Here is a 25,778-nt window from a genome sequence, read left to right as displayed (position 1 = left end):
ACGTATACAGTTGTTCGTAAACTACATAAAAAACGAAATGATTCGTTTCGTGATGGAGTGGAAATCGAAGAAATTCATCATCATCCTGAAAACACACAATGTGACTGTTGCCTTAGTCGTCAAATGACTGAAGCTGGTACAACGATTGCGCGTGAAGAAGCAAAATTCATTCCGGCAAAAATGATGCGCATCCAGCATATTGAACATGCCTATGAGTGTAAGCCCTGTAAAATGGATGCCACACAAAAAGCACAAATGAAACGTGGAAAAGCCCCACAAGCTACTATTCAGCGAAGCATTGCAGGACCAACTGTTTTAGCAAAGCTTATTTATGATAAGTTTATTCAGTATTTACCTCTTTATCGTCAGGTAAAGGAGTGGGAACGATATGGCCTACTTACGAATGATAAGAATCTATCAAACTGGGTTATTCGTGCTGCAGAAGATTGGCTTTTACCGATTTATGAACAGATGAAGCAGATGTTAACGATGAAATCAGTGCTGCATGTGGACGAAACGTATGCGCAAATTATCAATCGGTCAGACGGAAAATCAGGTCAATCGAATGCCTACAATTGGGTGTTCCGCAGCGTGCCAAGCCAAGGACCGATTATCGTTCTTTTTCATAGTGCATTATCGAGAAGTCGTTCTATACTAATAGAATTTACAAAAGGCTTTAAAGGAACGGTGATTTGTGATGGCTACTCGGCATACGGCAATCTTCCTGATGTCACGTTCGCTAACTGTTGGGCGCATGTGCGACGATATTGGCTAAAAGCCGATAGCAAAAACGGGCAAATTGGCGTGGATTTCTGTGACCAACTGTATCGCCTAGAACGTCAATTTAAGCATCTTCCACCAGGTAAACGCCGAAAATCACGGCAAAAATATTCAAAGCCGATTGTAGAGAAATTCTTAAAATGGGTGGATGAATCGCCTTTCTTCGGAAAAAATGCCTTAGCTAAAGCTGCCGAATACACATTAAATCGAATACATGGATTAAAAGCTTTTCTGTTCGATGGTCGAATTGAGATAGATAATAATCCAGCTGAAAATGCGATTCGCCCAAATGTGATTGGTCGCAAGAACTGGCTATTTTCTGTTAGTGAAGCTGGTGCTAAAGCAAATGCCATCTGTTTGAGTTTAGCAGAAACAGCCAAAACAAACGGCATTGATTTTTATCAGTACCTTGTGAAACTATTAACGGATCTACCAAATTTACCGATTCAACAACAGCCAGAGATCTTACAAGATTACATGCCTTGGTCAAAAAATATCCAAGCCACATGTTCAAAATAGCCAGCTATCTGAAAAAAATCAGATAGCCGGCCATTCGTCGTGCGTACCGAGAAGGTGCGCCTATTTTTGTATTTCGGGCTTACATTAAAAGTAGCTAAATCAACAATGAATGAATCTGTTTTTTCTTGTGTGCATTTAGAGTATGGAGGAGATATCCTGTGCTGAAAAATAGAAAAATAATCGTAACGGGCGCCGCTTCTGGGATTGGAAGAGAAATTGTTAAACATTGTTTACAGGAAGGGGCTTCAGTCATTGCGTGTGATATTAATGAACAAGCCTTATATGAATTAAAAACTTCTATTAACAGTTTAGCTTTATATACATATCCATTAGATGTAAGTAAATACGAAGAAGTAGCTAATTTTTTTGCAATTGTTGAAGAAGAACATTCTGACCTAGATAGTTTAGTGAATAATGCAGGCATCTATTTGGCTAAAACTATACTTGATTACCAGCCTGATGAGATTGATCAGGTGCTTAATATAAATATTAAAGGCAGCATTTATTTTTCACAGATGTTTGGACGGTTTAAACTGCAAAATAAACAGAAAGGCGTTATTGTAAATATGTCTTCAGTGTCTGGCCTAGAAGGTAGTTCGGATGCTATCTATGGGCTTTCAAAGGCTGCAATACTCGGTTTAACTAAAAGCAATGCAACAAACTTTGCGCCTTTCATCAGGGTTAATGCTGTCGCTCCTACAATGGTTCAAACTCCGATGATGGATATAATTCCTGAATGGAGAAAAGAGAAGTATTTACAACAGCAGCTTATTCATACACCAGTAACACCTGAAGATGTTGCTGAAACAGTTATATTTTTACTATCAGATAAATCAAAGCATTATACAGGTGCAACCTTTGATATTAACAATGGAGGTTACTTAAGATAATTTAATTTTGAACAACTTACCTTCATAAGTTTCTAAGTGAAAGGGAAAATGATATGACGATATATATTGCATTACTTAGAGGTATTAACGTAGGAGGCCATATTAAAATTATAATGGCACAACTAAAAAGCTCTCTTGAACAACTTGCATTACAAAATATAAGAACATATATTCAAAGTGGAAATATCATTTTTGAATCAAATGAATCTGAGGAAGATTTGCAAACGAAAATTCAAGAAAAATTTCATGAGGATTTTGATATATTCACTACAGTTGTCATTCGAAATGCTGAACAATTACTACAAATCGTGCGACAATGTCCTTTTTCAGAGCAGAAAATTACTGAGGCGAGTATTTCGTGCAAGGGGGAGTGCCTACATGTGGCATTACTGCCGACTTCACCTACTAAGGCTAGTAGGGAGAACTATTTAACTTATGCAAATACAAAGGAGCTTGCTGTAATACAGGGGAGAGATATCTATCTTTTATTCTATGACAGCATTCGAAATTCAAAAATTGGTAGCAAATTGGATGTCTTAGGTGTTCCAGCAACAGTTCGTAATTGGAAAACGCTCTCTAAGCTAATAGAGATGGTTGAAGAGTTCTATTAAATAGTAGGTAAAGCTAAAGTGGGTGAAGGCTTCATTGAATTCATAAAACTTTTGAGAATGAATTATAGAATAGAATGAGAAAACATAAAACTTGAAGCTTATTTACAAACTATGGAGGTTTAGGTTGAGGATATTAAGCTATTCCTAAAGAATCATCATGGAAGACTGCTGCTGACATATCCTTTGCTTCAAGTGTGTATGAATGATATAACTACGAGTTTTAATAAAACTTCCACATTAAATAGGTGCATGTTTTGAGTAATCTTTATTTCAAAACATGCTCTTTTGATTTTTTTTAAACAGTTGACAAAGTCCACTAGATGAAATATAGTTGACAAAATCCACTAAAAAGGAGCCAATCAATGCACTTAGAAGATAATAATATCATCACAGATATTCGGAAATTTAATCGCTTTTATACAAAGCTGTTAAACTTATTAGATAGTCATGTACTAAATACCGATTATTCATTTACTGAGGCAAGGATTATTTTAGAAATTGGATTTATGGAACAGTGTATTGCAAATAATTTAGTCAAGAAGCTTGATATTGATCGAAGTTATATGAGTAGAATTATTGCCAAGCTAGGTAGAGATGGTATTATTCGTAAAAAGGCTTCAACAGCGGATAGCAGAACGAGCCTTATTAGTTTAACGTCTAAGGGGCTTGAATTATTTATGCAGCTAAATAAAAAATCTGATGAGCAAATTGTGGAATTGTTTGATGGTCTTTCACAGAAGGAAATTAAAGAAATTCATGCTTCTATGATGTTGATCCAGCAAAAATTAGGGAAATTGGGGGATTATGAATGATACGTTTTGAAAATGATTACGCAGAAGGAGCCCATGTACATATACTAAAAAGAATTATGGAAACGAATGAAGAACAGTCCCCTGGATATGGAATGGATGACCATTGTGAAAAGGCAAGAGCCTATATAAAAAAAGAGTGTGGTATAGACAATGCAGATGTCCATTTTTTAGTTGGGGGAACACAGGCAAATACTATAGTCATTGCTTCTATTTTGCGTCCACATCAAGGTGTTGTTGCCGCGACAACCGGTCATATAGCTGTTCATGAATCAGGGGCAATTGAAGCAACGGGCCATAAAGTGCTGACCGTTCCGAGTGAAGATGGAAAAATTCAAGCAACACAGGTAAAAGAATTATTTGATGCTCATTGGACCGATGCTGCATATGAGCATATGGTGCAGCCATCCTTAGTTTATATTTCTCATCCTACAGAAAATGGAACCACATATAGTAAAAAGGAATTGGAAGAATTGAGTAAAGTTTGCTGTGAATGTGGTATACCGTTATTTATGGATGGTGCAAGATTAGGGTATGGATTGGTTTCCAAGGATAACGATTTATCCCTAGCGGATATTGCAAGTCTTTGTGATGTGTTTTATATTGGCGGTACCAAAATAGGCGCATTATTTGGAGAAGCGGTCATTATCATAAATGAGGAATTGAAAAGGGATTTTCGATACTTAATCAAACAAAAAGGTGGATTATTGGCTAAAGGGAGATTATTGGGAATTCAGTTTGAAACATTATTTGAAGATGGTTTATACTATGAAATTTCTAGTCATGCTGTAGCATTAGCAATGAAGATTCGGGAAGCATTTGTTGAAAATGGTTTTTCCCTACGATATGATTCTAAAACAAATCAACAATTTCCAATTATAGCGAATGATTTACTTGCCAAATTAAGTGAAAAGTATGCCTTTTCAATGTGGGAAAAGGTCGATGCTAATAATAGTGTAGTGAGATTCTGTACGAGCTGGGCAACAAAAAAAGAAAATGTTGAGATGCTGATAGAGGATATAAAACGCCTAAAATTCAACGGTTAAAAAAACGATGCATCACCAAAGTTTCCTTAAAGGGGACTTTTGGTGATGCAATTTACTTATTCTTTTATAGTTTCAGCAAATGTTTTTCGACCAGGATTAATTTTAATGACATGGACAGATAGTTTACTGATCGAATCTTTCGTCAAAGGTATTTTCCCATCCTTTTCTAAATTTTTCCACACTTTAACGTTTTTACGATAAAGATATTCAGATAAACGATAAATATCAGTGTCTATTTTTAAACCTTCCTCATACGTCTCCATTACTTCTTTTTTTACTTGTTTAATGATGTTCTCCCTAATTTGATTGGAGACCACTTTGCCTTTAAAACCATTTAGTGTGGCATTTAGATTAATTTCAATATCAAATGTCACTTGATCTTTACTTTTGATGATTGGCTTTACAGCAACATCTAATTTATCAATATCTACTGTTAAGAAATCTCTCTCTTCACTCTCTAATTTAAAGGTCACCTCGCCACGGTTAGTCTTATCGTGCATCCATTGATTGCCTCTAGCAGCAGTTTCTTTGATAAATCCTTTTAATCCATCCTTTGAGAGTACACCTATACCTGAAAATGTCGTTTCTTGTTCTGGTTGGATGGCTGTTTCCCAATCTTTTTTGACGGTAATGTATGGTATGCTAACCTCATGATTTGGCTCATTTAATGCAATCATTATTTCTCTTAAGTTTTGGGGTAAAATAAATGATTCTTGTTCAAAAGTGTTAGTAGGATTGCTTAATTTTGAGGAAGTAAGAGTACCCTTTAAAATTGGTGTTATTAGAAGAATTTCTTTTATTGGGTCCTTTGTACAGTATACCCATATGTGATACCTTGTCTCTCTAAAACGTATAAAGGTATCTATAACAGGAATACTTCTCTCATTTTTTAATGCGTTTTCCGAAAAAATAAGGTACCTCATATGCCCCCAAAATATTTGCTGATCAGAAGCACGATACAATTTATAAATAGCTTCTTCAATGGTTCTTCCTTTTGCAACTCCAACCTCAGCAGGTGCAACATCTGGATTTGGCTGTTCCGATTTTGCTACAGCATCTAAATTAAGAATTTGCATATAGACTTCATATTGATTATCTTTAAAATCAACGCCAATAGCGTTAATATAATACATTCTTTGTGGCTCAGTAACATCCCAGCAGCCAGATAACAGAAGTGTAATCATAACAAATAACGAAAGGCTGGATAAAGAACGTTTATTCATTGATTTCCCTACTTTACGATAAAGAAGTTTTGTATTTAAGTTTTGACAAAATAATAACCAATTATAAGTAGCAATTTTACAAAAAAATTATTCTTTATAGAGGGTGAATTATAAATGGTATAATTAGCTTAATATGGGTTAAAAGAAATTTGCTTCATAGAATCGAGGATAACGAATATAGAGTTTATTAATGATTCATCCGCAGGGAGGAAAAAGAATGGAATTTATTATTGTAAGTGTGGTCATGATTCTCTTAGTAGGGTTTTTAATCAATTTAAAGAAGGCAAAACGCAATAATGTTAGTTCAAGAAGCCGCTCTAGTCATTCTGGCACTGGTACAACAGATTATATTTCAACGGGTTCTGTATTTTCTTTACAAGACAATAACAATGACAATCACCATTGTTCCGACAGCAATTCATCAGATGGTGGTTCTTCATGTGATTAATAATCATCTGACATTGGAAAATCTCCTTTTTAATTGTAGAGCACGATATAAGAATCAAAAGTAGCAGTTAAATATTGTTAATTGATTTCTTGCTTAATTTGCTGCATGTTAATTGTTCAGATTTTGTATAGAGCTATATGATAATCTAATGATGTCATGAATCAATGAAAAAATGACTAGGCATTCAATTCATTTTGAGCCTGGTCATTTTTTTGGGGCACTTAGGTATTAAAACAAAGTGCAAAAAAGTAGGGTTTCAACATTAACCGAAAGAAATAATCGGTGTCCGAAAGATTTATTTTCGGAAATCCACAATTGAAATTTCGGTCTAACTATTGATAGGCTAGAAATAACCCAAAGGTAAGAAAATATGAATAGAGTTCATAGATTGAGCACTTGTTTTAAAGTAGAAATAGACTATAAATAAATATAAAGGAGTACATATTATGAAAAGATCTAAAGTGCCTCAATTGAATCAATTCATGATGTAAAAACATTTATTAAAGACCAGTGTTCAATAAATATTGGACCTGGTCCTTTTTATGTTTTTTGCTAACAAGTTAAGAAGGGTAAGTGATATTGGATTAAGTGGTGTAAACAAATAACCTGACATTTACAAGAATGCCTAATTATTTTATAATTATTCTTTTATTGTTTCAGCAAATGTTTTTCTACCTGGGTTAATTTTTTTGATATGAATATTGATTTTACTAATTGAATCCTCTGTTAATGGGATTTTTCCGTTCACCTCTAATTTTTTCCATATTTTCACGTTATCTCTATAGAGTACTTCTGATAAACGATATAAATCCGCGTCTAATTTCAGACCCTCTTTAAACGTTTCCCGTATTTCTTTTACCATTTCTTTTTTTATTTTTTTTCTTAATTCATCAGTCGTTACTTTTGATTTAAACCCATTGATTGTAGCGTTAATATTAATATGAAATTCGAATGAAACTTGTTGTTCATTTTTTAAGATGGGTTCCATTATTATTTTAAGCTTATCGATACTTACAGTTAAATATTCCTCTTCATTGTCTAATTTAATGGTAAGTTCTCCTCGTTTTGTCTCATCATGAGTCCACTGAAATCCTCTTGCTGAAACGTCTTCTATGCTTCCCTTAAAGCCATCTTTTGAAAGTATAGCAATACCTGAAAAGAATGTATTTTCTGTGGCTTCTTCTGTTGTTGACCAATCTTTTTTTATTGTTACATAAGGGAGATTAATCTCATGGCTTGGTTCATTTAATCCAATTACGATGTCTCTCAGGTCTCTCGGCAATATAAATGTTTCATTTCTAGTTGGATTTATAGGATTACTTAATTTTGATACAGCATGCGAACCTTCTAATAGCGGCGTTGTAAGCAATATTTCATTCAAAGGCTCTTTTGTACAATAGACCCAAATTTGATACCGTGTATCTCTATAACGAATAAATGTATCAATCGCTGGAATACTACGTTCATCCTCTAAAGCACTCTCAGAGAAGACCATATATCTCATATGTCCCCAAAAAATCTTTTGGTCACTTGAATTATATAATTTGTATATTGCCTCATCTACGGTTCTTCCTTTTGCATAACCTATCTCTGCTGCTACAATCTTAGGATTTGGCTGTTCTGATTTTGCTACATCATCAAAATTAATAAATTGTACATACACTTCATACAAATTATCCTTAAAATCAACACCGATTGCATTAATATAATACATCCTTTGAGGTTCATTGACATCCCAGCAACCTGATAACAAGAATGTATTAACTATGATTAAGAAAAGGATTAAAGGATGCTTAGTCATATGTATCCTCCCAATAGTATGTGTCAATCTGATCAGGGTTCATTACTATGAACATAGTGGACGGTTTTCAATGGAGCTAATCATCGTTCATAGTAATGTAACCTAATATCGTTTAGTATTGGCTTATTAATAGTAAGATAAACAAAAAAATTCACTTCTAATTCTAGAGGTGACTTCACTCTCAGAGAAGGCTATTTTGTGGGAGGAAGGGATTAACATAAAATCCCTATTAAGTATTTAAGAGTGATGGAATAAACGGTTTGTACATTACGATTCAGCAAAGACTAAGTAAATATGAATAGTTTTATATAAGAGAGAGATTTTTTTACTATTACTTACTGCTTGAAATCTAAAATTCATAGATACTAAAGCTAAAAATCCCCTAAAAAATGCTGAGATTTTTTTCGATGTTTGAATATTTATCTTCAGAAAATGTACTAGTTCGATAGACGGTTAAACCTAACAAGATGTGACCTTTTGTATTAACAGAGGGTGTTTTTTTAGTAAAATAGTGGGATAAATGTATAAATTTGAAAATAGTAATAGAACTTCCTTCATTATCTATGTATATTTATGTAGAAGGGGGACTAAACAATGAAGAAAATACTTATATTACCACTAACATTGTTATTAAGTATTTTACTAGTAGCATGTAGCCAAGATAAAGAAAGTGAAAGTGGTAAGAAAAGCGATAATGCTGATAAAGCAGCAGAAGAAACTAAAGATGAATCGGTTAAAGTCGATAAAGGGCTTTTAAATGTGGAAATTACAATTCCAGCTTCCTTATTTGAAGGACAAGATATCGATTCTGCTATTAATGAAGTAAAAAAAGAAGGTGTTAAGGAAGTCATTAAAAATGATGACGGTTCTGTAACGTATAAAATGTCTAAATCCGTTCATAAAGAAATGATGAAAGAGATGGAAAAAAGTATTTTAGATACGATAGAAGAAATTAAAACTAGCAAAGATTTTGCTTCCATCAAGGATGTCACATATAATAAATCCTTTACTGAGTTTACGATAACTGTAAATAAAGAACAGTTTGAAAATGGTTTTGATGCTATGGCATCAATGGGACTTGCATTAAAAGGCATGTATTATCAACTTTTTAGTGGTATCGATTCTGAGAAATTTAAGGTTACAGTCATTTTTAAAGATGATTCAAATGGAGAAGTAATAAATACAATTGTTTATCCAGATGATCTAAATGAGGATAGTTAATTTAAATAGTTAATTTAAAAAGCACTCTAACAGGTGCTTTTTCTGCTGCAAATGTAGGGATAATGATTAACTAGATAGTCAATTAATAGATACTATAACAACTACATTTTTTAGGGGGGATTTAATGCAATTTGCGAATCAGGAATATCAATTGCAAGACAGTTATTTCGTTGTTATTGATGCACCAATTATTTATTTTACTATCGGTTTTTTCCTATTTATCACAATTGTTTTGTTTATTTTTTTGAATAAAAAAAGGAAGAAAAAAATTCATTGAACTTATTGTGCGCCAATTATCACTGGTAGTCCATCCAATAATTATAATCATTAAGTTCAAATGAGCAATCCGCCTCTATCAACATAGGCTTCATAGACAGACTACATATTAGAACTTAAGTGAAATTAAAAGGAGATTTCCATATGGCAATATTAAAAGATTACTCTAGTGACCCTAATTGTGAAGTTGAAATTAATTTCAACTTAGTGAATGATTCGAGTGTGAGATTCTATATTTATTTCAGAGGAGGTCGAGATTTTCCCAGGGTACATAAGGAATTTGCTTGCTTAAAGGAAGATTTCTTTAAGTTATTAGTTGATCTAAAACATCTTGATAGTATTCATTTGAGTATTTTAGAGCCTAAAGATCCAGGATTGAGTATTTATCATATTCCTCATTACAGAAAATATTATTATCCTCAATATGGTTTTCTTCAAATTCCTGAACATGAAAGAACTGAATCGGAGACTCGATATAAATTAATTTTTGTATTAGATGCAAATGAGAAGAATCATTTTGGGCCTAGAGAATGTGGTCCCGCGTTTTGTATAATTGTGAAAATGGAGCAGATAATTGAATTTGTAGATAAATTAAAATTGGAAGTAATCTGTTTTAATAAAATAACTAGATAAACCCACATCATTAAACTATAGGTGAGGAATATCCTTTGAATCCTAAAATAAAGCATACATTTTCGTTTCCAAAAAAAGAATGGGATTTTTAATTTACCAACTCTATTTGCCACTGAAAATCAAACAGATATGAAGTTAAGTGATGTCAAAATTGATACTTTCAAAGAAAAAGATAATCATTTCGAAATCGAATATACATTGTTTGTGACAATTGGCGGTTATAATGTTGAAAAAACAGGTGAAATGACTATTTTTAATGAAGAAGATAACAAGTTCATTATTATTTATGATTGGGAAAATTCTGTTACGATAGATAATAAAAAACTCAAGTAAGCAAATGGGGCACGAGGAAGAAGTAAAAAAGGTACCAGGCACTTATCAAAGTACCTGGTTTTTATAACTATGAACTAGATTTCAAATTAATTATTCTAATTCACATTCGTATTGTTTGATTAGTTCCTGTAACTTATTTTTTATCTGTTCACGTACTATCTGAGGATGTTTTACATTGGCCTCCATGCCTAAGCCCAAGAAAAAATGTACCAACCATGGTGTAAATGAAGAGTTCATTTTTGTACAAATCGTACCATATCCATCATCATGTATCTCCATCCACTGGGATAACCATACTTCTGATTGACACCGTCTTACTCCTTCTGGTGTTAAATCTACCTCAAGGTCTAACATATTATCCTCATTTGCTGGCATAATCCATGCCTTTATGTGTTCATTCTTCATATTCAATTTTAAACTTTGGTCTGCAACTAGGGAAAAATCCTTTACTCTATCTACACGAAATACTCGATAATCCTCTGCTAAGAAACAATAGGCCTGACAGTACCATAACCCATTCATCGTATAAATTCCAATAGGTTGAATGCTTCTAGTTTTACTAGTAGCTGCTTCATATATGATTGTGACGACACGCTGTTCGAGTGCAGCTTCAAGTAGTTCTTTTAAGAATGGCACTTCTAACCCATGTGGAGGCACCCAAAATATAAGCCGTTGCTGCATACTTTCAATCTTTTGCTTTAGCTCACTTGATAAATAATGGAAAAATTTATCTAAGGCCGTATTCACTTCGTTTTTGAAGGGGAGAGCTTTGTAATTATGTAACGATTGGCAAGCAAAAAACAAAGCGATTGCCTCGTGTTCGGTAAAGCTGATTGGTGGTAGCACTTTCTCACGTAAAACACGATAACCTCCGCTAGGTCCAGCTTCAGAGTAAAGCGGCACTCCTAGTTCACTCAATTCCATTAAATCACGAATCATCGTTCGGCGTGAAACACCGCATTCATCTGCCATCTCCTGAATAGTAAACTTCTTACGCTCATTGACCTTCATCATAAGCTGAATAAGTCTTTGCGCTTTGTGCATAAAAAAGTCCTCCTCTATCAAAAAACTATTTAATAGTGCCAATAATTGTCACTATTATCCCTTATATTAAAACTCGAAGTCAATGTTTATAAAGCTTTGAAATCTAGACAGGAAGACATTGACTTCACGATTAATAGGCTGATAGGAGACAAAAAATGGAACTAGAATACCAAAACTATGTAATGGAAGTTGTTTTATTTGAGCTAAAGGAGGGAATCGACAAGCATCGTTTTTGTCAAGCAGCAGCCGCACTAACCGATTTACTAAAAGATGAAATATCAGGATTTGAAGGGCGTACGTTACTACATACATTCGATGAAAGTCAATGGACGGACATTATATATTGGTACGATAAGGATAGTGCATTGGGCGCCATGGAGAAACTCAAATCTAAATCAGAGTTTCAAATTTTTGTAACCATGATTGATTCAAGAGCGATTACACAAAGATATCTGATTCCGACTAATCTGAACTTGTGATAGCTATAGGAAAAGCAGATGATGCCATAATCAGATTGAAATGATAACTAAAAGGGAGACGGGACATGGCTGACACATTTGAGGGGAAATATACAACTAATTTCTTTTATCAATTTACAACCATTTTAAAAATGGAATACCCTGCTTTTGAATCTAATAAGTTTATGAATTTAATCTATGATGACCATTGGGAAGAGGAAAAATTCAAACAGCGTATTAGACATATCAGTAATGCTTTACGTATGACTTTGCCAATGTCCTATCGTGATGCATTATCAATTTTGATAGAAATTGCGCCAAAATGCAAAGGGGTGGAATTCTTATTTTTTCCTGACTTTGTGGAAGTAAATGGACTAGATGATTGGAATGATTCCATGACCGCATTGGAGGTATTTACTCAATTCTCCAGTTCAGAGTTTGCCGTTCGAGCCTTCATATTAAAAGATTATCAAAGGATGATGGATCAAATGTTGAAGTGGACGAATCATTCCAATTATCATATCAGACGGTTAGCTAGCGAGGGGTGTCGACCTAGGTTGCCTTGGGCATCTACTTTGGAAACGTTCAAATTGAATCCTTCACCAATCTTACCAATATTGTACCAGCTCAAGCAGGATTCATCTGTTTATGTACAAAAAAGTGTAGCTAATAATCTGAATGATATTTCCAAAGATCATCCAGAACTAGTGAAAAATCTCGCACGTGAATGGCATGGAAAGAATTCAATCACTGATTGGATTCTTAAACATGGATGTCGTGGTTTACTGCGGAAAGGAGATTCTGAGGTACTTTTCTTATTCGGTTTTGAAATCTCACCAGATGTATTTGTTAATGATTTATTGCTAGAAATGGATAATTTGGCGATTGAGCAGACTCTTAATTTTTCATTTTCAGTTCAGACAAATGCCTCTGCGCTCCAAAAGCTGCGAATCGAATATGCAATTGATTTTGTCAAAGCGAATGGATCAACTTCTCGAAAACTGTTCAAGGTTACAGAACGCATCTTTGAAAAAGAAAGTCGTCTATATAAACGGAGTCATTCGTTTAGAGATTTAACAATTCGTAAGCATTATCCAGGTAAACATAAGCTAGCAGTAATTATAAATGGGCAAGAGCTATCAGCAGCAGAATTTTATATCACCAATAAAAGTAAGAAGTATACAGAAAATAATATATTTGGAGGTACAATAGATGAATAATGTAACAGTAATTGGCTTGGGATCAATGGGAGCAACATTAGCACGGATCCTGCGTAAAAAGGGCTATCAAGTAACAATATGGAATCGTTCAATAGCAAAAGCAGAACCTTTAATAAAAGATGGAGCTATCCTTGCTGCTAGTGTAGCTGCTGCTATAAGTGCAAGTGAGGTGTCAATTATCTGTGTGTCAGATTATAATGCTTCATTTACTATTTTGGATACAAAAGAAGTCAAACAAGCTCTCTCAGGCCGTGTACTTATCCAATTGAGTACAGGTAGTCCCCAGCAAGCTCGTGACAATGAATCATGGGCACAAGAGTATAATGTGGAATATCTTGATGGAGCAATAGCGGCTTCACCACTCCAAATGGGTAATTCAGAGGCTACAATTTTCACATCAGGTTCCTTAAAAGCCTATCAACAGAGTGAGCATATTTTAAAATGTTTAGCTGGAAATGTACCTTATCTTGGAGAGCAAGTTAGTGCTGCATCTTCTACAGATTTAGCCTTTCTTTCATATCTGTTTGGTTCCTATTTAGGTTTTTTCCACGCAGCGTGTATCCTTGAATCAGATGGACTACGTATAGATGATTTCGGTTCTATGATTGCCCATGTTTCACCAGTGATTGGTGAGGTTATTAAGTTTGAAAGTGAAGTAATTCAAACAGAAACCTACGATAACCCACAGAGTTCTATAAATATGTGTATGACGACAGTTGATCTTTTTATGGAACAAGCACAAGACGCAAAAATAAACAATGAATTTCCGATGTTTGCCCAAGGTCTTTTCAAGAGAGCTTTGGATGCGGGCTATGGAAATGAAGAGCTCGGTGCTTTGATAAAAGTATTGAGATAGAGTAGATGGGCAAAAAGTGTGATGATTTTTATGAATTCATAGCCTAAAATATGTGAAGACCACTTCAGAAGTGGTCTTACATACAAGGTCACTCTCTGTATGGGAAATGTGAGGGGACACATCCATCCAGACAAGAATTTACATGGTCTTGGTAATGTGTTTTTACACATAATATTTAAATGATGTGAGGTGCTATAATGAAGAAAATAATCCTGATAGCACTAGCGGTAATCCATGTTTGTTTATCGCTAACAATTTATATTATCGGAAATAAATATGAATTTACTGTAAAATATACAAACACTTGGTTAGCTAATTTATTCGTTAGTCTATTACTTCTAGTAACCTTTATATTTAACAAGGAAAATGTTATTAAAAAAATATCAAATCCATTATTAACAATTTATCCTATAGGGTTAGCTTTGATAAGCTTTATTATTTTTTATAATCTCCCTAATTACACTTATTTAGAAGCTAAAGACATAGTAATTAGGGAGACATCCGAAGAAATTGATATTTCTAAAGAAGATGATATAAAGGGGCAATTAGGAATGTATTATATATACACAAAAGATAATGTATATATATTCAACTCTGAAGATGGCAAATATTCTAAGAGAAAAAATCTTAATGAATGAACAAATTGATTTAATATTAAGAAAGGGATTGCTGTTAGATGAAGTTACGGCAATTAAGCTTATCTGGTTTGGAGAAATATAAGTTGCAAACTTAGTAGTTGTCAAGTAGGTCGTGTTACAGTATAGACTAGGAAATTTTCGTAAAATTTGATTTTCTAGGCTAGAAATGGTAAAGTAAAAACAACTTTAGGTAAAGGAGGAGAATTCTAATGAAAAAAAGATCAATTCGTTTTTTAAGTATGGGTATAGGGTTCTCCACTGCTGTTTTTTTCTAAAATGCATATTCAAGGGAGAAGTCTGCAGTTTTTTAGAAAAATAGTAACCTAAAGGAGATTATATCAATGAAATCAAAATTAGTTCGAAAAAATCCAATACAGGTGCCAAACCCTGTTGGAAAATATAGTCATGTAACAATCATTCCAAAAGATGCAACAATGTATGCATTTTCTGGACAAATTGGTGTAGGACACGATGATCAATTGCCGAAAACTATACGTGAGCAAATTACAAATACTCTAAAAAATATTGAAATTATTTTAGCGTCGGAGGAAATGGATGCCACACATGTTGTGAAGGCTAACATTTGGGCGACAGAGGCAATAGATTGGGATTATTTCGATTATATATGGGATACAATGTTTGGTGACTCTTATCCCTCAATGACCATTGCCTACGTGTCAGAACTAGGTTTACCAGATATTAAAATAGAAATTGATATATGGGCTGCAAAATAAAGTGAAAAATCCATAATATCCTTCAAAAAGATTATAAAAAGTTTTATCTTAAATAACAATGTCACTCATTTAAAAAAATGTAGAGAACCCCAAAAGTTAGACTTTAACCAGAATGAATTTCTTTCATTCTGGTTTTCTTTTAGGCTGCCAAACTTTCGCGATAGGTGACTGGACTACATTCAAGTTTACTCTTTATTCACTTGTCATTGTAGTAGTCCATAATTCCTTTATACCACCTTTATATTTTTACTTTCACAAGTGCAATCCAATCATTAAACTCTTTTTTCTAATAATACTTCTTGAAAATCACTAACAACGGTTCGGGAATTGAGCTTCATATGCAACTCAATGGTCTTCAAGTAAAGCCCCCGATGGTCTGATAAAGAAGATATAAGAATTAAATTTGTACTTCACACATTAAAGCATGTGTATTTCCTTCAGTATTTTTAAAGAAAGTCATCCACGTTTCTGTATCTCCCATTTTCGCATCAACATGTCCCCCTTTTCAAGCAATTCTTCAAAGGTATTATTTATATCTTCAACCTAGAAATAGATAACAGAACTTTAATTTGCAAATTCATCTTTTTCAGGAAGTGAAAGAAGAAGTCGTTGCCCATTACATTCAAAAAATGCCATACTTTCTGTACTAAAAAGAAGAGGTAACCCTAATATTTCTTTATAAAATTCAATTTCATTTTCTATATTTTTTATTGACACTCCGATTTATCCAATTTTTTGAATCATTAGTTTCCATTATATTTCCTCCATTCATTTCATCTTACTTTTGAACACCCGATTTGGAAGCCTAATAGAAAGAGTCACTTTCCATTTATTCTATTTAATCTGAACATTCTCTTTCTTATTCAACTAACCTGCAAAGTTTGTATTATAGGATCAGCCAGATATTTCTGGTTAATCATTTTTTGTTACAATGGTAGTAGGTATGCAGTTAAGCAATAGTAAATATAGCCCTGTAGTAAATGTAGAATTAGTATTCAAGCCTTAAGATAAAAGAGCATTTAGACAAATTGCGAAACAGATTGTAACAAAGGTGGAGCGTGATATGATATGGCTGGAACCAAGATTATTCTGCAAAGTACAATACCTCGAAAAACTCATTCGGGAATGTTACGAATTGTATCGTTTAAAGGATTTAATTTTAATAAAGTTCATGAGGAGATTATTTTGTGAGGTTACGTACAAATTTATATAGAAGAAATAATCATTTCTCTTTTATTGAAAGCGATTTCTTTGTTTCCGGCACCTGCCCAATGTCTATTAATTTAAATTTTTTTGTACCCCAGTGTACCCCAATTAAGCGAGGGACAACGGGTAAAACGGGAACCGATAATTTTTACCATTTTGAATTTTAATTAAAATTTTAAATTTTTGTAAATTTATATTTTTCTCCCTTCCAATATTCCCAGAGCAAAAACCCCACCAAATCAACACTTTTACGCTATAATGTAGGACGAGGTGAAGAAAATGTTTGTAAGTGAGAAACAAATTGAAATCCGCTATGCTGAGACAGATCAAATGGGCGTGGTGTATCATGCGAACTATATTATTTGGATGGAAATTGGACGTACCCAGCTTGTAAGTGATGCTGGCTTTGAGTATGCAGCACTAGAAAAGGATGGGTATGTGTCTCCTGTCATGGATTTATCCATTTCTTATAAGGCTGCGATGCATTATGGTCAAGTAGCTACTGTGCGAACATGGGTTGAAAAGCATGATCGTCTGCGTACGACATATGGCTATGAAATTTTACATGAAGACGGCACGATAGCAGCGACAGCACAGTCTGTACATATACTTGCATATAAAGATACATTGCGTCCCGTGTCTTTAAGTAAAATTGATCCAGCGTGGGATGCGAAATATAAAGAAATCGCGCGTGAGGGGAAATAGGAGAACGAGATATGGAAATTTTACTTGTTTTAGGAGCCATTTTGGCTGGATTTGGTGTTGTCCTTGGTGCCTTTGGAGCACACGCTCTAAAGGATAAGTTTTCGTCTCCATACTATGCGGCAATTTGGGAAACTGCTGTGCAATATCATATGTATCACTCATTAGGTATATTGGGTCTTGGTATTTTATCGAGTGATGCTCTTTTAGGTGCTTCTAGTATGCTTTCTTGGGCAGGCTACTTAATGTTCGCTGGTATTGTGTTTTTCTCAGGCAGTTTATATGTATTAGCTGTAACAGGTGTTAAAAAGCTTGGTGCAATTACACCAATTGGTGGACTGCTATTTATCGTTGCTTGGATTCTTGTAGCTATCGCTGCGCTTTCATAATTAATAACGAGGTTACGCTAAATGATTATCATTGGGTAACCTCGTTTTGTTTTTGCATGAAGTTTTAAAAATATGAAACAATTTGTTGATTCTTGCGTACAACATAGTGATTAGATTATTTTTAATGATAAAATAAGCTTAAATATAGATGTTGAAGGTGGGAATTTTTATGGGATTGTTAAAAGCTGGAGTTGGTGCATTAGTAGGCGTTCTGGAAGATCAATGGCGTGAGTACTTTTACTGTGATTCTCTTTCATCAGATGTACTGGTTGAAAAGGGTGTAAAGCGTACCTCCAAACGTGGATCTAATAAGGGCAATGACAATATCATTAGCAATGGTTCTATTATTGCCATTAATGAAGGACAATGTATGATGATCGTTGAACAAGGGAAAGTTGTAGAGTTTTCTGCAGAGTCTGGTGAGTATGTGTATGATACATCAACTGAACCATCCATTATGTACGGCAGTGATTTATCTCAAGGCATTATGGAAACCTTTAAGCAGATCGGCAAGAGATTTACATTTGGTGGTGAACCTGCAAAGGATCAACGTGTGTACTACTTTAATAAAAAGGAAATCGTAGGTAATAAATACGGGACACCTGCACCGATTCCATTTCGTGTAATTGATCGTAATATCGGCTTGGATATTGATATTGCCATTCGTTGTCATGGTGAATATTCTTATAAAATTGTCGATCCATTACTGTTCTATACAAATGTTTGTGGTAACGTTGAACGTGAATACACAAGAGATGCCATTGATAGTCAACTAAAAACGGAGCTAATGACTGCCTTACAACCTGCTTTTGCACATATTTCTGCAAGTGGAGTACGCTATAGTGAAATTCCTGCTCATACGGTAGTACTAGCAGATGCACTTAATAAAGTATTATCAGAAAAGTGGCTTGCAACTCGTGGATTAGCTGTTGTTTCATTTGGTATTAGCTCTTTAAAAGCATCTGAGGAAGATGAAGCGATGATTAAGCAATTGCAACGAAATGCAGTGATGCGTGATCCAGGTATGGCTGCGGCACATTTAACGGGTGCTCAGGCGGAAGCCATGATTGCAGCTGCTAATAATGAGGGTGGCGCAATGTCCGGCTTTATGGGTATGAATATGGCAGCCCAAGCTGGTGGGGTTAACGCTGGTCAGCTTTATCAAATGAATGAGCAAAATAAGCAAGCTCAAATTGCACAAGCTGCTACACAAGGCCAAGCGGGGGTATGGACATGTGCATGTGGTCATGAGAATACTGGGAAGTTTTGTTCGAATTGTGGGGAAGCAAAGCCGCAAGAACAGGGTTGGACATGTGCTTGTGGAACTGTCAACAAAGGCAAATTCTGTAGTGAGTGTGGGGCCAAAAAACCTTCAGGTGCTTTACAATATACTTGTGATAAATGTGGCTGGGAGCCGGAGAATCCTGCAAATCCCCCAAAATTCTGTCCTGAGTGTGGAGATGCTTTTGATGAAAATGACATTAAGTAAGGGGATGACTAGTGATGTCAACACAAGAAGCTGAAAATGCTAAACAAGTAAAGCTTGATTTCGACGCTGAGTGTCCATCATGTAGTGCCTCTATTGAATTTAATCCAGCAAGTGGAAAACTATCATGTCCTTATTGTGGTTATGAGTCTGAAATTGCATCTCCAGAAAAAGAAGAAGAAAAAGTTGCTCAGGAAATGGACTTTGCAATGGCTGAAGAACGTGGGAATTTTAACTGGGGTGTTGAGAAAAAAACAGTTATTTGTGAGGCTTGCGCAGCGGAAACGATTTATGATGCACTACAGGTAGCTGATCGTTGTCCTTATTGTGGCTCTAATCAGGTAATGGAGGCAAGTGCAAATAATACATTGGCACCAAATGGAGTATGTGCTTTTGAAATTACTGATAAGCAAGCTGGTGAGAACTTTCAAAGATGGATTAAGGGAAGATGGTTTACGCCAAGAGCGGCAAAGCTAAGTGCAAAACCTGACTCCTTTAAAGGTGTATATTTACCTTATTGGACTTTTGATTCGAAAACAAGCTCAAGCTATTCTGCAAGCTATGGTAAACATCGTACAGTTACTGATAAAGATGGGAAAACTCAAACTGTAACAGACTGGTATTCAACGAGCGGCTTTTATCAGGAATTTATCGATGATCATTTAGTCAGTGCAACAACTCGATATGATCGCAATATGATGCGGAAAATAGAACCCTTCAATTTACTTAATAATAAAGCTTATAAACCAGAATATGTAGCTGGCTTTCTATCAGAACGATACAGTATTGGTTTGCAGGATGGGTGGGGCCAAGCGAAGAAGGAAATTCACGATCATTTACATGCGCAAATCACTTCTAAAATTCGTTGGGAGAAAAATGCAGACGTTGTATCCAGCTTACGTTTTTCTACCACACATGATGATATTACATATAAATATCTAATGTTGCCGATTTGGCTGTCCTCATTCCGTTACAAAGAGAAAATATACCGTTTTATGGTGAACGGACAAACGGGTCAAGTAGGTGGAGATGCTCCGATATCTCCGCTTCGTGTCACAATTGCTGTCATTCTCTCATTGATTACAATCGCTATTATTTGGTATTTCTTTATGGCAGAATAGTTATAAGCAGTATTCCTGTAGGGTTTAAAACCATGCATAGGAATACTGCTTTTTAATTGGAAATAGTTAGAGAAAGGACATACTTTAGAACCAAGTTGTCATAAAATCGTCCAAAATAATGGGTGAACGAATGAATAATGGAAAGGAAATAGGTGAAATATCTCTAGTTATCACGACTTTCTCCTTGATCTACAGCATAAGTTATAGTAATAAAGTGAAATCAATCAGAGAAGAATTGCCTCATTATTATTGTAGAAATTTCTGTAAAGTTTTCATGTGATAAATGTATTTTGTCAAAAGGTGTTTTTTAGTGTCAGTGTGTTTGGAGTAGTTGTTCGGTAATATAAAAGCGATTTCAATGGCTTATTTTGAACAATTTTTGTCAAGTGAAGTTGCGAATTTACTTTAAACAAATTATGATACAGTCAGAGAGCTTTTTCATGTAATAAGCTGTGAATGTAATGCTATTCTTGAATAACTGTTAGAAGGTTATTCATGTATGGAGGTTTCGACAATGGATGCAATTGAAGTGTTAACAAATTTAGATCAAATACATGGGTATTTTCAACCGATATTTAGCGCAGATGCGCATACGGTGATTGCCTACGAAATTTCCGGACAGTTACAAATTGAGGGTCAACAAATTAATCTAAAGGATTTTGTGAATAATGAAGATATTCCAGAAGAGTATCGCATTGACATGGAACATAAAATTTTACATGCTGCTTTAGTTAAAATAGACGAAATCGCACCAGAACTTGATATTTATATACCAAGTAATCCCAATGTTTTAATGCAAGATTTTGGAGAGAGTCATTTTAATATTATTCAGCAATATATTAGAGAAGAAGATTTCCATCGAATTGTACTGGTTGTTTCGGAGCATCGTTTTTTAGGAGATATTCATAAATTACACCATGCATTGCGCTACTTTACAACATATGGTGTGAAAATCGCTGTTCAGGAAGTCGGTGCGGAGAGTCACCTAGAGCATATTGCTTTGTTATCCCCTCAAATTCTGAAGGTAAACACACGAGATTTAAATTATGATTCTTGGTCTGCCCAATCTGATATGATTTCAGCAATAGGAGGGCTAGCCTATAAAATAGGAGCAAACCTCTTATTTGAAGGAATTGAAACTGTCTATCAGTTACAATTTGCCTGGAAAAATGGGGGGCGGTACTATCAAGGGCCTTACTTAGCAAACCCTGCAATGACATTTGTTGAGAAGGATATATTAAAGGAGCGCTTCAAGGAGGAATGTCAGCAATTTATTACCTCTGAGAAGAAAATGCTAGAGACACAATATTTCGAGTTGAAAAAACTAAGAGAAGAGTTAGAAGCGATTATCAATCGAGTAAAACCTTCAAGTGACAACATCTCCCATTTAGAGCATTTAGCACAGCTGTTGGATCATTATTCATTCCGACTATATATTTGTAATGAGGATGGCTTCCAACTATCGCCAAACGTCATGTGTATTGATGGGAAGTGGGAATTACAGCCAAGAGCAATCAATAAAAACTGGAGCTGGCGTCCTTATTTCCTACAAACTATTATCAAGATGCGCAATGATCAAAGTGGAGAAATATCTGAGCTATATCGGGATATTGAAACGGGAGAAATTACCAGAACATTTTCAATCGCCATTAATGAGCATGAGTACTTGTTTGTCGATCTTTCTTATGATTATCTTTATGAACATAGTATTTTCAGATAAGTCTAAAATGCTTATATAGCAAGGGTTGGGGTATAATCAATGATTGTACTCCAACCTTAAGGATGCTCACAATTGTATGGTGGAATAAATCGCTGTGAAACGTTTTAATTTATGTTTCCATTTTAAAGCAATGAAAATAATTACTACTGATAGGTTTCAAACTAGCAGTAATAAATACATAAGCATCCTTTTTAATTTAGGGTTGTGCATTTATTAAATTTTCTAACACCATGTTTTAAAGTTTTTAAATCTCTAATAATTCCTCCCTCATAAAACTATAAGTGATTATTTAAAATATTCTGGTTTTGCAACTTTAAATGAAGCTACTTCGCCACAGTTTTTACAAAAAGTCATAATAAGGGGTGACCCTACTGCAATTATTGAACCTATTGGTCTTATATTACCTTGACTAGTAGTACCGCCAACTTGCCCAGTTGTAAAGGAATCACTACCGCAAGCCTTACAAACTAATTTTTCGTTTTCCATGATTTCACCTCGTTATGTAATATATTTAAATTGTATCAAAAAAGCCGCAGCGTCGTCACACGGTACAGCTAAGAATTGATTGTCACCATTCTATTGGCTAGTGAAGCTAACTGTAGACGAGCTTTATCTCTTGCATGGTAAGGCTTTTTATTATGCTTTGAAAATTATCAAACTGGCTATTAAATAAAAAGTATCGTATCTATTTTACGGCTAGTAGATATCTCGAGCTATTGAGAGAGTTGTCATACATGTACTATCAGTTGGGCGGAGTTTAGTGTGGTTTTAAGAGCGTAATCTGTAGAATATGATTCCAATTTGTAGCCTCTCGCATTATTATTAAGTACAGAGAGATATTGTTATCCTCGCCAGAATGATAGTAAAGTATAGCGGAGGGTTCAAATGACACCAGAGCAAATTGTTAAGAAATTTTTTGAAGAAGTACGTTCAGGGAAAAATCCAGATCACGCAATTGAATTGATGGCAGACCAAGTGTTGGCACACCAAGTTATTTCTGAAGAGGAATTAACGGTTATAAGAACGCCGAAAGATTATGCTGACCATGTAAAAGAAATGGTAGAAGCATATGGCGATTTTTCATTAGAAATCCAAGAGTTCTTGATACAAGGTAATAAAGTTTATGTACGCTGGAAACAAGTTGGTACGCATGTTGGAGAAGTTGATGGATATCAGCCGACAGGTCTTCTAGTTATTGGAAAAGCAAGCGCAGTATATAGAGTTGAAGATGAAAAAATAGCAGAATATTGGATACAAATTGATCGTGCTGGTATGGAAAACCAACTAAACCGTAATAAAAGTAATTAACATCCTTCGGGGTGTTTTTCTTTTGCTCTGAAAAGTGCGTGATGAGCAGAAAATAAGGTTTTATTGGAGTAAATCCAGAAATAACCGCTCCGTGCTGGTAGTACAAATGTTAAAAACTTTAATAAAATACGAGATTATTATGAACATAGTGCTTTTAGATAGCTTCTTAAATGCTTAAAAATCGCCTTTTAACAAAATCAAAAAATCCAAAACCTTGATCTAACAGCGTTTTGGATTTTTTGATTTGATTCATTGGATGAAAAATTACTATTCTGACATCCCATTGTTGTTAGCAGTACAAAAATATAAAATATCACTTCTATAATGAAGTATATTTTTGAGAAATGATAGATGGTGCTGGAAAACTTATCTTAGGACATTCAAGAACACCAGCTACACTTACCACAAATGTGTATGTTTGTTTATCTGTATCATACTCAATCGTGTGCACTTTATTGACTGTATGTCCTAAACTATTAGGTTGTGTTGAATCAATGAATTGATAATTAAGAATTTCAGAAACTAACTGTTGACTTTGTTTGTTAAACTCTTCTTGCTTTAAAGAATAAGGAAGAAAATCTGCTAAACCATAAATTAATTCGGATGATCTTGGAGTTGTAAGTACTTCTTTAAATGTTGGCATAAACATAAAAAAATTTTCGGAGTTATTCTTCTTATTGACGATGTCAATAGTATAGTCAGCTTTGAATAGTTGTGCAGATAAACCATCAGCTAAAGTTTCAGAAATTTTATCTGGATTTTCCCATTTCATCTGTAGTTCACCTCCTTTTTTTATAGCAATATTATACAGTAAATAAAAGGAATTATTTTAGTAAATTTCGATGATGTTGAAGATAGGGTTGACATGGGTAAAAAAAGTGATGAAAATTTTAATTAGTCGGGGTTCCTTTATCTTTTCAGTCACTTTCATCTTGATGTACCTGTATAAGTAGGTATCAATTACACCTCAGTAATTGCGTCCGAATTTTTTCGAGCTAGCTCAAAAAGCTTCACTTCAAAATCTAATGACAACCGCTGAATAGGAAAAAACGCAATAAACTTGTCCCCATAGAGGGGAAGTATTCTGTACCTGACGCTTACTTTCTGTACAAAAACATTTGTTGCTGACGCTTCGCTTTCGCACAGTAAATATTTGCTGAATCAAGATAAATTATATTTAAAGGAGAAAACTACTTGAAATTTAAAGTACTCGTAACACTAATATTTATGGCATTTTTATTAGCATTTTCATTTAAGGCTGATATTGCTATGGCTAATACCTTTAAAGAAGTGAGAACTATCAAAGGTTTAAAAACCAATGTTTATGAAAAAACTGAGGGGTCATCTAAAATATTAGATAATCCTACAGCTGGAACTTTAGTATCGTTGATAAGTAATGATTATAGTACTCCTTTTTCTCATTTAACCTTATCTGAATAGTGATATGAAAATAATAGACGGATATGTTTATTTTTTTGAACTTGACTATCCTAAGCATACGATTAAGGTAGCTAGTTCTAAAAGTGGCTTGGTTGTAAATCAAACAGTAATACAGTTGCTACTTTACAGCATAAAATGGTTGTGAAGGATTTTGGTTCTGTAGGAAATGGATGGTCATATGTACAATATGGGAATGTGATAGGTTATGCTGCAACAAACTTTAATTAGTAATTTAATACAAAATACATTTGTTCAGACTTTGTTGAGCATGATTTAGTAATATGTAAGTAGGTAACCAACCTAAAAGAGATCAGCTACTCGATATTGATGAGTACCTGGTCTTTTTTGTTTAGGGTATTTCATGTCTCTATGAAAAGGATAGACAAAAAGTCCATGTACTTAATTTTTTGTCCATGGACTTTTAATGTGTATGTTCTTTTGATAATTTATTGCATACCTTTTTTGGTAACCAGATCAAAGGCTGAAAAAAACGTATTAGCGCATCATTTTTTTAATTTGCTTTATTTCATTATTTAGTTCATCAATCTGTTTTTGTAATCTTTCAATATCGTTATTCATGTTATTACTATCGTTTAATTCCTCATCTAAAGCAAGCCCTGCAGCAATTGTTGCGATTGCGTCGCCTAAAGTTGTAATGGCACTACCAATCAAGGCAAGTTTAGTCGCTTGGTTTTCTGCTTTTGGAAGTTGATTTTTTATTGTTCATCATTTTATCCTCCATACAGAAATGGTTTTCTTTACAACTTATGCATATGCTGAATAACTTGTGCGCTGCCTTAAAATGAATAAAAAGGAGGTCACTCTTGTGAAGTGACCAAAGTAGAATATTGAGGATGAATGTACTG

General features: G+C 34.4%; 28 protein-coding genes and 1 pseudogene. 22 read left to right on the top strand and 7 right to left on the bottom strand.

Annotated elements, in window-relative coordinates; translation table 11 throughout:
* From tnpC to AC1RNS_RS19170, 5 genes are all read left to right on the top strand, one after another.
* Window positions 1-1,299: IS66 family transposase (gene tnpC, locus AC1RNS_RS19190; RefSeq protein ID WP_492994988.1), on the top strand; the 1,299-nt coding region annotated here is incomplete at its 5' end.
* 158 nt (window positions 1,300-1,457) lie between these two features.
* On the top strand, window positions 1,458-2,189 hold the full coding sequence (locus AC1RNS_RS19185; protein WP_492994987.1) for an SDR family NAD(P)-dependent oxidoreductase: 732 nt from the start codon (window positions 1,458-1,460) through the stop codon (window positions 2,187-2,189).
* Window positions 2,190-2,242: 53 nt separating this feature from the next.
* The gene (locus AC1RNS_RS19180) at window positions 2,243-2,800 is read left to right on the top strand and encodes a DUF1697 domain-containing protein (protein WP_492994985.1); all 558 of its coding nucleotides are present in this window, start codon (window positions 2,243-2,245) and stop codon (window positions 2,798-2,800) included.
* A gap of 362 nt (window positions 2,801-3,162) precedes the next feature.
* Window positions 3,163-3,612, top strand: coding sequence for a MarR family winged helix-turn-helix transcriptional regulator (locus tag AC1RNS_RS19175; protein ID WP_492994983.1), 450 nt, complete (start codon window positions 3,163-3,165; stop codon window positions 3,610-3,612).
* Complete coding sequence (locus AC1RNS_RS19170) at window positions 3,609-4,655, top strand: threonine aldolase family protein (protein ID WP_492994982.1); 1,047 nt, start codon at window positions 3,609-3,611, stop codon at window positions 4,653-4,655. Before AC1RNS_RS19175 ends, AC1RNS_RS19170 begins: the two co-directional genes overlap by 4 nt.
* A 56-nt stretch (window positions 4,656-4,711) precedes the next feature.
* Here the strand turns inward: AC1RNS_RS19170 and AC1RNS_RS19165 are convergent, their stop codons facing one another.
* Complete coding sequence (locus AC1RNS_RS19165; RefSeq protein WP_492994980.1) at window positions 4,712-5,878, bottom strand: Ger(x)C family spore germination protein; 1,167 nt, start codon at window positions 5,876-5,878, stop codon at window positions 4,712-4,714.
* A 217-nt stretch (window positions 5,879-6,095) separates the two neighbouring features.
* Between AC1RNS_RS19165 and AC1RNS_RS19160 the strand changes: the two genes are divergently transcribed.
* Window positions 6,096-6,326 carry a hypothetical protein gene (locus AC1RNS_RS19160; RefSeq protein ID WP_492994978.1) on the top strand — a complete coding sequence of 77 codons (231 nt, stop codon included), beginning with the start codon at window positions 6,096-6,098 and terminating at the stop codon, window positions 6,324-6,326.
* A gap of 640 nt (window positions 6,327-6,966) precedes the next feature.
* Here AC1RNS_RS19160 and AC1RNS_RS19155 read toward each other — a convergent pair.
* Window positions 6,967-8,127, bottom strand: a complete 1,161-nt coding sequence (locus AC1RNS_RS19155) for a Ger(x)C family spore germination protein (protein ID WP_492994976.1) — start codon at window positions 8,125-8,127, stop codon at window positions 6,967-6,969.
* A 594-nt stretch (window positions 8,128-8,721) separates the two neighbouring features.
* On the opposite strand from AC1RNS_RS19155, the gene AC1RNS_RS19150 reads away from it, so the two are divergent.
* The 4 genes from AC1RNS_RS19150 to AC1RNS_RS19135 all read left to right on the top strand — a co-directional run bounded on the left by AC1RNS_RS19150 (window position 8,722) and on the right by AC1RNS_RS19135 (window position 10,590).
* The gene (locus tag AC1RNS_RS19150; protein ID WP_492994975.1) at window positions 8,722-9,348 is read left to right on the top strand and encodes a hypothetical protein; all 627 of its coding nucleotides are present in this window, start codon (window positions 8,722-8,724) and stop codon (window positions 9,346-9,348) included.
* 124 nt (window positions 9,349-9,472) lie between these two features.
* On the top strand, window positions 9,473-9,625 hold the full coding sequence (locus AC1RNS_RS19145) for a hypothetical protein (RefSeq protein WP_492994973.1): 153 nt from the start codon (window positions 9,473-9,475) through the stop codon (window positions 9,623-9,625).
* 143 nt (window positions 9,626-9,768) lie between these two features.
* Complete coding sequence (locus AC1RNS_RS19140) at window positions 9,769-10,257, top strand: hypothetical protein (RefSeq protein ID WP_492994971.1); 489 nt, start codon at window positions 9,769-9,771, stop codon at window positions 10,255-10,257.
* A gap of 129 nt (window positions 10,258-10,386) precedes the next feature.
* Window positions 10,387-10,590 carry a hypothetical protein gene (locus tag AC1RNS_RS19135; protein ID WP_492994970.1) on the top strand — a complete coding sequence of 68 codons (204 nt, stop codon included), beginning with the start codon at window positions 10,387-10,389 and terminating at the stop codon, window positions 10,588-10,590.
* A gap of 90 nt (window positions 10,591-10,680) precedes the next feature.
* Here AC1RNS_RS19135 and AC1RNS_RS19130 read toward each other — a convergent pair whose 3' ends face one another.
* On the bottom strand, window positions 10,681-11,634 hold the full coding sequence (locus AC1RNS_RS19130; RefSeq protein WP_492994969.1) for a helix-turn-helix transcriptional regulator: 954 nt from the start codon (window positions 11,632-11,634) through the stop codon (window positions 10,681-10,683).
* 155 nt (window positions 11,635-11,789) lie between these two features.
* Here AC1RNS_RS19130 and AC1RNS_RS19125 point away from each other — a divergent pair, with 155 nt between their 5' ends.
* The 5 genes from AC1RNS_RS19125 (at window position 11,790) to AC1RNS_RS19105 (ending at window position 15,540) form a co-directional block, all read left to right on the top strand.
* Complete coding sequence (locus AC1RNS_RS19125) at window positions 11,790-12,113, top strand: hypothetical protein (protein ID WP_492994968.1); 324 nt, start codon at window positions 11,790-11,792, stop codon at window positions 12,111-12,113.
* A 65-nt stretch (window positions 12,114-12,178) separates the two neighbouring features.
* Window positions 12,179-13,312, top strand: a complete 1,134-nt coding sequence (locus AC1RNS_RS19120; protein ID WP_492994966.1) for a DNA alkylation repair protein — start codon at window positions 12,179-12,181, stop codon at window positions 13,310-13,312.
* Window positions 13,305-14,168 carry an NAD(P)-dependent oxidoreductase gene (locus tag AC1RNS_RS19115; RefSeq protein WP_492994965.1) on the top strand — a complete coding sequence of 288 codons (864 nt, stop codon included), beginning with the start codon at window positions 13,305-13,307 and terminating at the stop codon, window positions 14,166-14,168. Before AC1RNS_RS19120 ends, AC1RNS_RS19115 begins: the two co-directional genes overlap by 8 nt.
* A 197-nt stretch (window positions 14,169-14,365) precedes the next feature.
* The gene (locus tag AC1RNS_RS19110; protein WP_492994964.1) at window positions 14,366-14,806 is read left to right on the top strand and encodes a hypothetical protein; all 441 of its coding nucleotides are present in this window, start codon (window positions 14,366-14,368) and stop codon (window positions 14,804-14,806) included.
* Window positions 14,807-15,147: 341 nt separating this feature from the next.
* The gene (locus tag AC1RNS_RS19105; protein ID WP_492994963.1) at window positions 15,148-15,540 is read left to right on the top strand and encodes a RidA family protein; all 393 of its coding nucleotides are present in this window, start codon (window positions 15,148-15,150) and stop codon (window positions 15,538-15,540) included.
* Window positions 15,541-15,937: 397 nt separating this feature from the next.
* On the opposite strand, the pseudogene AC1RNS_RS19100 reads toward AC1RNS_RS19105, so the two are convergent.
* Window positions 15,938-16,294: pseudogene (locus tag AC1RNS_RS19100) on the bottom strand (VOC family protein).
* Between the two features lie 731 nt (window positions 16,295-17,025).
* Here AC1RNS_RS19100 and AC1RNS_RS19095 point away from each other — a divergent pair.
* The 5 genes from AC1RNS_RS19095 to AC1RNS_RS19075 all read left to right on the top strand — a co-directional run bounded on the left by AC1RNS_RS19095 (window position 17,026) and on the right by AC1RNS_RS19075 (window position 22,164).
* Window positions 17,026-17,451, top strand: a complete 426-nt coding sequence (locus AC1RNS_RS19095; RefSeq protein WP_492994961.1) for an acyl-CoA thioesterase — start codon at window positions 17,026-17,028, stop codon at window positions 17,449-17,451.
* Window positions 17,452-17,462: 11 nt separating this feature from the next.
* Window positions 17,463-17,837 carry a DUF423 domain-containing protein gene (locus AC1RNS_RS19090; RefSeq protein ID WP_492994960.1) on the top strand — a complete coding sequence of 125 codons (375 nt, stop codon included), beginning with the start codon at window positions 17,463-17,465 and terminating at the stop codon, window positions 17,835-17,837.
* Between the two features lie 169 nt (window positions 17,838-18,006).
* Window positions 18,007-19,326, top strand: a complete 1,320-nt coding sequence (locus AC1RNS_RS19085) for an SPFH domain-containing protein (RefSeq protein WP_492994959.1) — start codon at window positions 18,007-18,009, stop codon at window positions 19,324-19,326.
* Window positions 19,327-19,340: 14 nt separating this feature from the next.
* The gene (locus AC1RNS_RS19080) at window positions 19,341-20,444 is read left to right on the top strand and encodes a TFIIB-type zinc ribbon-containing protein (protein WP_492994958.1); all 1,104 of its coding nucleotides are present in this window, start codon (window positions 19,341-19,343) and stop codon (window positions 20,442-20,444) included.
* Window positions 20,445-20,958: 514 nt separating this feature from the next.
* The gene (locus tag AC1RNS_RS19075; RefSeq protein WP_492994957.1) at window positions 20,959-22,164 is read left to right on the top strand and encodes an EAL-associated domain-containing protein; all 1,206 of its coding nucleotides are present in this window, start codon (window positions 20,959-20,961) and stop codon (window positions 22,162-22,164) included.
* A gap of 285 nt (window positions 22,165-22,449) precedes the next feature.
* On the opposite strand, the gene AC1RNS_RS19070 is transcribed toward AC1RNS_RS19075, so the two are convergent.
* Entirely contained in the window at window positions 22,450-22,650 is a 201-nt protein-coding gene (locus AC1RNS_RS19070; RefSeq protein WP_492994955.1) for a hypothetical protein, read from the bottom strand.
* A gap of 399 nt (window positions 22,651-23,049) precedes the next feature.
* On the opposite strand from AC1RNS_RS19070, the gene AC1RNS_RS19065 reads away from it, so the two are divergent.
* Window positions 23,050-23,472 carry an ester cyclase gene (locus tag AC1RNS_RS19065; protein ID WP_492994954.1) on the top strand — a complete coding sequence of 141 codons (423 nt, stop codon included), beginning with the start codon at window positions 23,050-23,052 and terminating at the stop codon, window positions 23,470-23,472.
* 319 nt (window positions 23,473-23,791) lie between these two features.
* On the opposite strand, the gene AC1RNS_RS19060 is transcribed toward AC1RNS_RS19065, so the two are convergent.
* On the bottom strand, window positions 23,792-24,244 hold the full coding sequence (locus tag AC1RNS_RS19060; protein ID WP_492994953.1) for a hypothetical protein: 453 nt from the start codon (window positions 24,242-24,244) through the stop codon (window positions 23,792-23,794).
* Between the two features lie 422 nt (window positions 24,245-24,666).
* Here AC1RNS_RS19060 and AC1RNS_RS19055 point away from each other — a divergent pair, with 422 nt between their 5' ends.
* The gene (locus AC1RNS_RS19055) at window positions 24,667-24,912 is read left to right on the top strand and encodes a hypothetical protein (protein ID WP_492994952.1); all 246 of its coding nucleotides are present in this window, start codon (window positions 24,667-24,669) and stop codon (window positions 24,910-24,912) included.
* A gap of 495 nt (window positions 24,913-25,407) precedes the next feature.
* Here the strand turns inward: AC1RNS_RS19055 and AC1RNS_RS19050 are convergent, their stop codons facing one another.
* Window positions 25,408-25,584, bottom strand: coding sequence for a hypothetical protein (locus AC1RNS_RS19050; protein WP_492994950.1), 177 nt, complete (start codon window positions 25,582-25,584; stop codon window positions 25,408-25,410).
* Window positions 25,585-25,778: the final 194 nt, after the last annotated feature.

The sequence above is a fragment of the Lysinibacillus sp. GW821-FHT14F06 genome, from assembly GCF_058803665.1.
Note: the sequence above shows the minus strand (reverse complement) of the source record. Positions and strands in the feature narration are given on the sequence as shown.

Bases quoted from the DNA above. Each gene is read 5' to 3' on its own strand.
- AC1RNS_RS19135 (WP_492994970.1), top strand. From the start codon at position 10,387: ATGAAGTTAAGTGATGTCAAAATTGATACTTTCAAAGAAAAAGATAAT.
- AC1RNS_RS19060 (WP_492994953.1), bottom strand. From the start codon at position 24,244: ATGAAATGGGAAAATCCAGATAAAATTTCTGAAACTTTAGCTGATGGT.
- AC1RNS_RS19065 (WP_492994954.1), top strand. From the start codon at position 23,050: ATGACACCAGAGCAAATTGTTAAGAAATTTTTTGAAGAAGTACGTTCA.
- AC1RNS_RS19120 (WP_492994966.1), top strand. From the start codon at position 12,179: ATGGCTGACACATTTGAGGGGAAATATACAACTAATTTCTTTTATCAA.
- AC1RNS_RS19140 (WP_492994971.1), top strand. From the start codon at position 9,769: ATGGCAATATTAAAAGATTACTCTAGTGACCCTAATTGTGAAGTTGAA.
- AC1RNS_RS19080 (WP_492994958.1), top strand. From the start codon at position 19,341: ATGTCAACACAAGAAGCTGAAAATGCTAAACAAGTAAAGCTTGATTTC.
- AC1RNS_RS19115 (WP_492994965.1), top strand. From the start codon at position 13,305: ATGAATAATGTAACAGTAATTGGCTTGGGATCAATGGGAGCAACATTA.
- AC1RNS_RS19110 (WP_492994964.1), top strand. From the start codon at position 14,366: ATGAAGAAAATAATCCTGATAGCACTAGCGGTAATCCATGTTTGTTTA.
- AC1RNS_RS19150 (WP_492994975.1), top strand. From the start codon at position 8,722: ATGAAGAAAATACTTATATTACCACTAACATTGTTATTAAGTATTTTA.
- AC1RNS_RS19170 (WP_492994982.1), top strand. From the start codon at position 3,609: ATGATACGTTTTGAAAATGATTACGCAGAAGGAGCCCATGTACATATA.
- AC1RNS_RS19070 (WP_492994955.1), bottom strand. From the start codon at position 22,650: ATGGAAAACGAAAAATTAGTTTGTAAGGCTTGCGGTAGTGATTCCTTT.
- AC1RNS_RS19155 (WP_492994976.1), bottom strand. From the start codon at position 8,127: ATGACTAAGCATCCTTTAATCCTTTTCTTAATCATAGTTAATACATTC.
- AC1RNS_RS19090 (WP_492994960.1), top strand. From the start codon at position 17,463: ATGGAAATTTTACTTGTTTTAGGAGCCATTTTGGCTGGATTTGGTGTT.
- AC1RNS_RS19175 (WP_492994983.1), top strand. From the start codon at position 3,163: ATGCACTTAGAAGATAATAATATCATCACAGATATTCGGAAATTTAAT.
- AC1RNS_RS19075 (WP_492994957.1), top strand. From the start codon at position 20,959: ATGGATGCAATTGAAGTGTTAACAAATTTAGATCAAATACATGGGTAT.
- AC1RNS_RS19180 (WP_492994985.1), top strand. From the start codon at position 2,243: ATGACGATATATATTGCATTACTTAGAGGTATTAACGTAGGAGGCCAT.
- AC1RNS_RS19145 (WP_492994973.1), top strand. From the start codon at position 9,473: ATGCAATTTGCGAATCAGGAATATCAATTGCAAGACAGTTATTTCGTT.
- AC1RNS_RS19160 (WP_492994978.1), top strand. From the start codon at position 6,096: ATGGAATTTATTATTGTAAGTGTGGTCATGATTCTCTTAGTAGGGTTT.
- AC1RNS_RS19125 (WP_492994968.1), top strand. From the start codon at position 11,790: ATGGAACTAGAATACCAAAACTATGTAATGGAAGTTGTTTTATTTGAG.
- AC1RNS_RS19130 (WP_492994969.1), bottom strand. From the start codon at position 11,634: ATGCACAAAGCGCAAAGACTTATTCAGCTTATGATGAAGGTCAATGAG.
- AC1RNS_RS19165 (WP_492994980.1), bottom strand. From the start codon at position 5,878: ATGAATAAACGTTCTTTATCCAGCCTTTCGTTATTTGTTATGATTACA.
- AC1RNS_RS19095 (WP_492994961.1), top strand. From the start codon at position 17,026: ATGTTTGTAAGTGAGAAACAAATTGAAATCCGCTATGCTGAGACAGAT.
- AC1RNS_RS19105 (WP_492994963.1), top strand. From the start codon at position 15,148: ATGAAATCAAAATTAGTTCGAAAAAATCCAATACAGGTGCCAAACCCT.
- AC1RNS_RS19085 (WP_492994959.1), top strand. From the start codon at position 18,007: ATGGGATTGTTAAAAGCTGGAGTTGGTGCATTAGTAGGCGTTCTGGAA.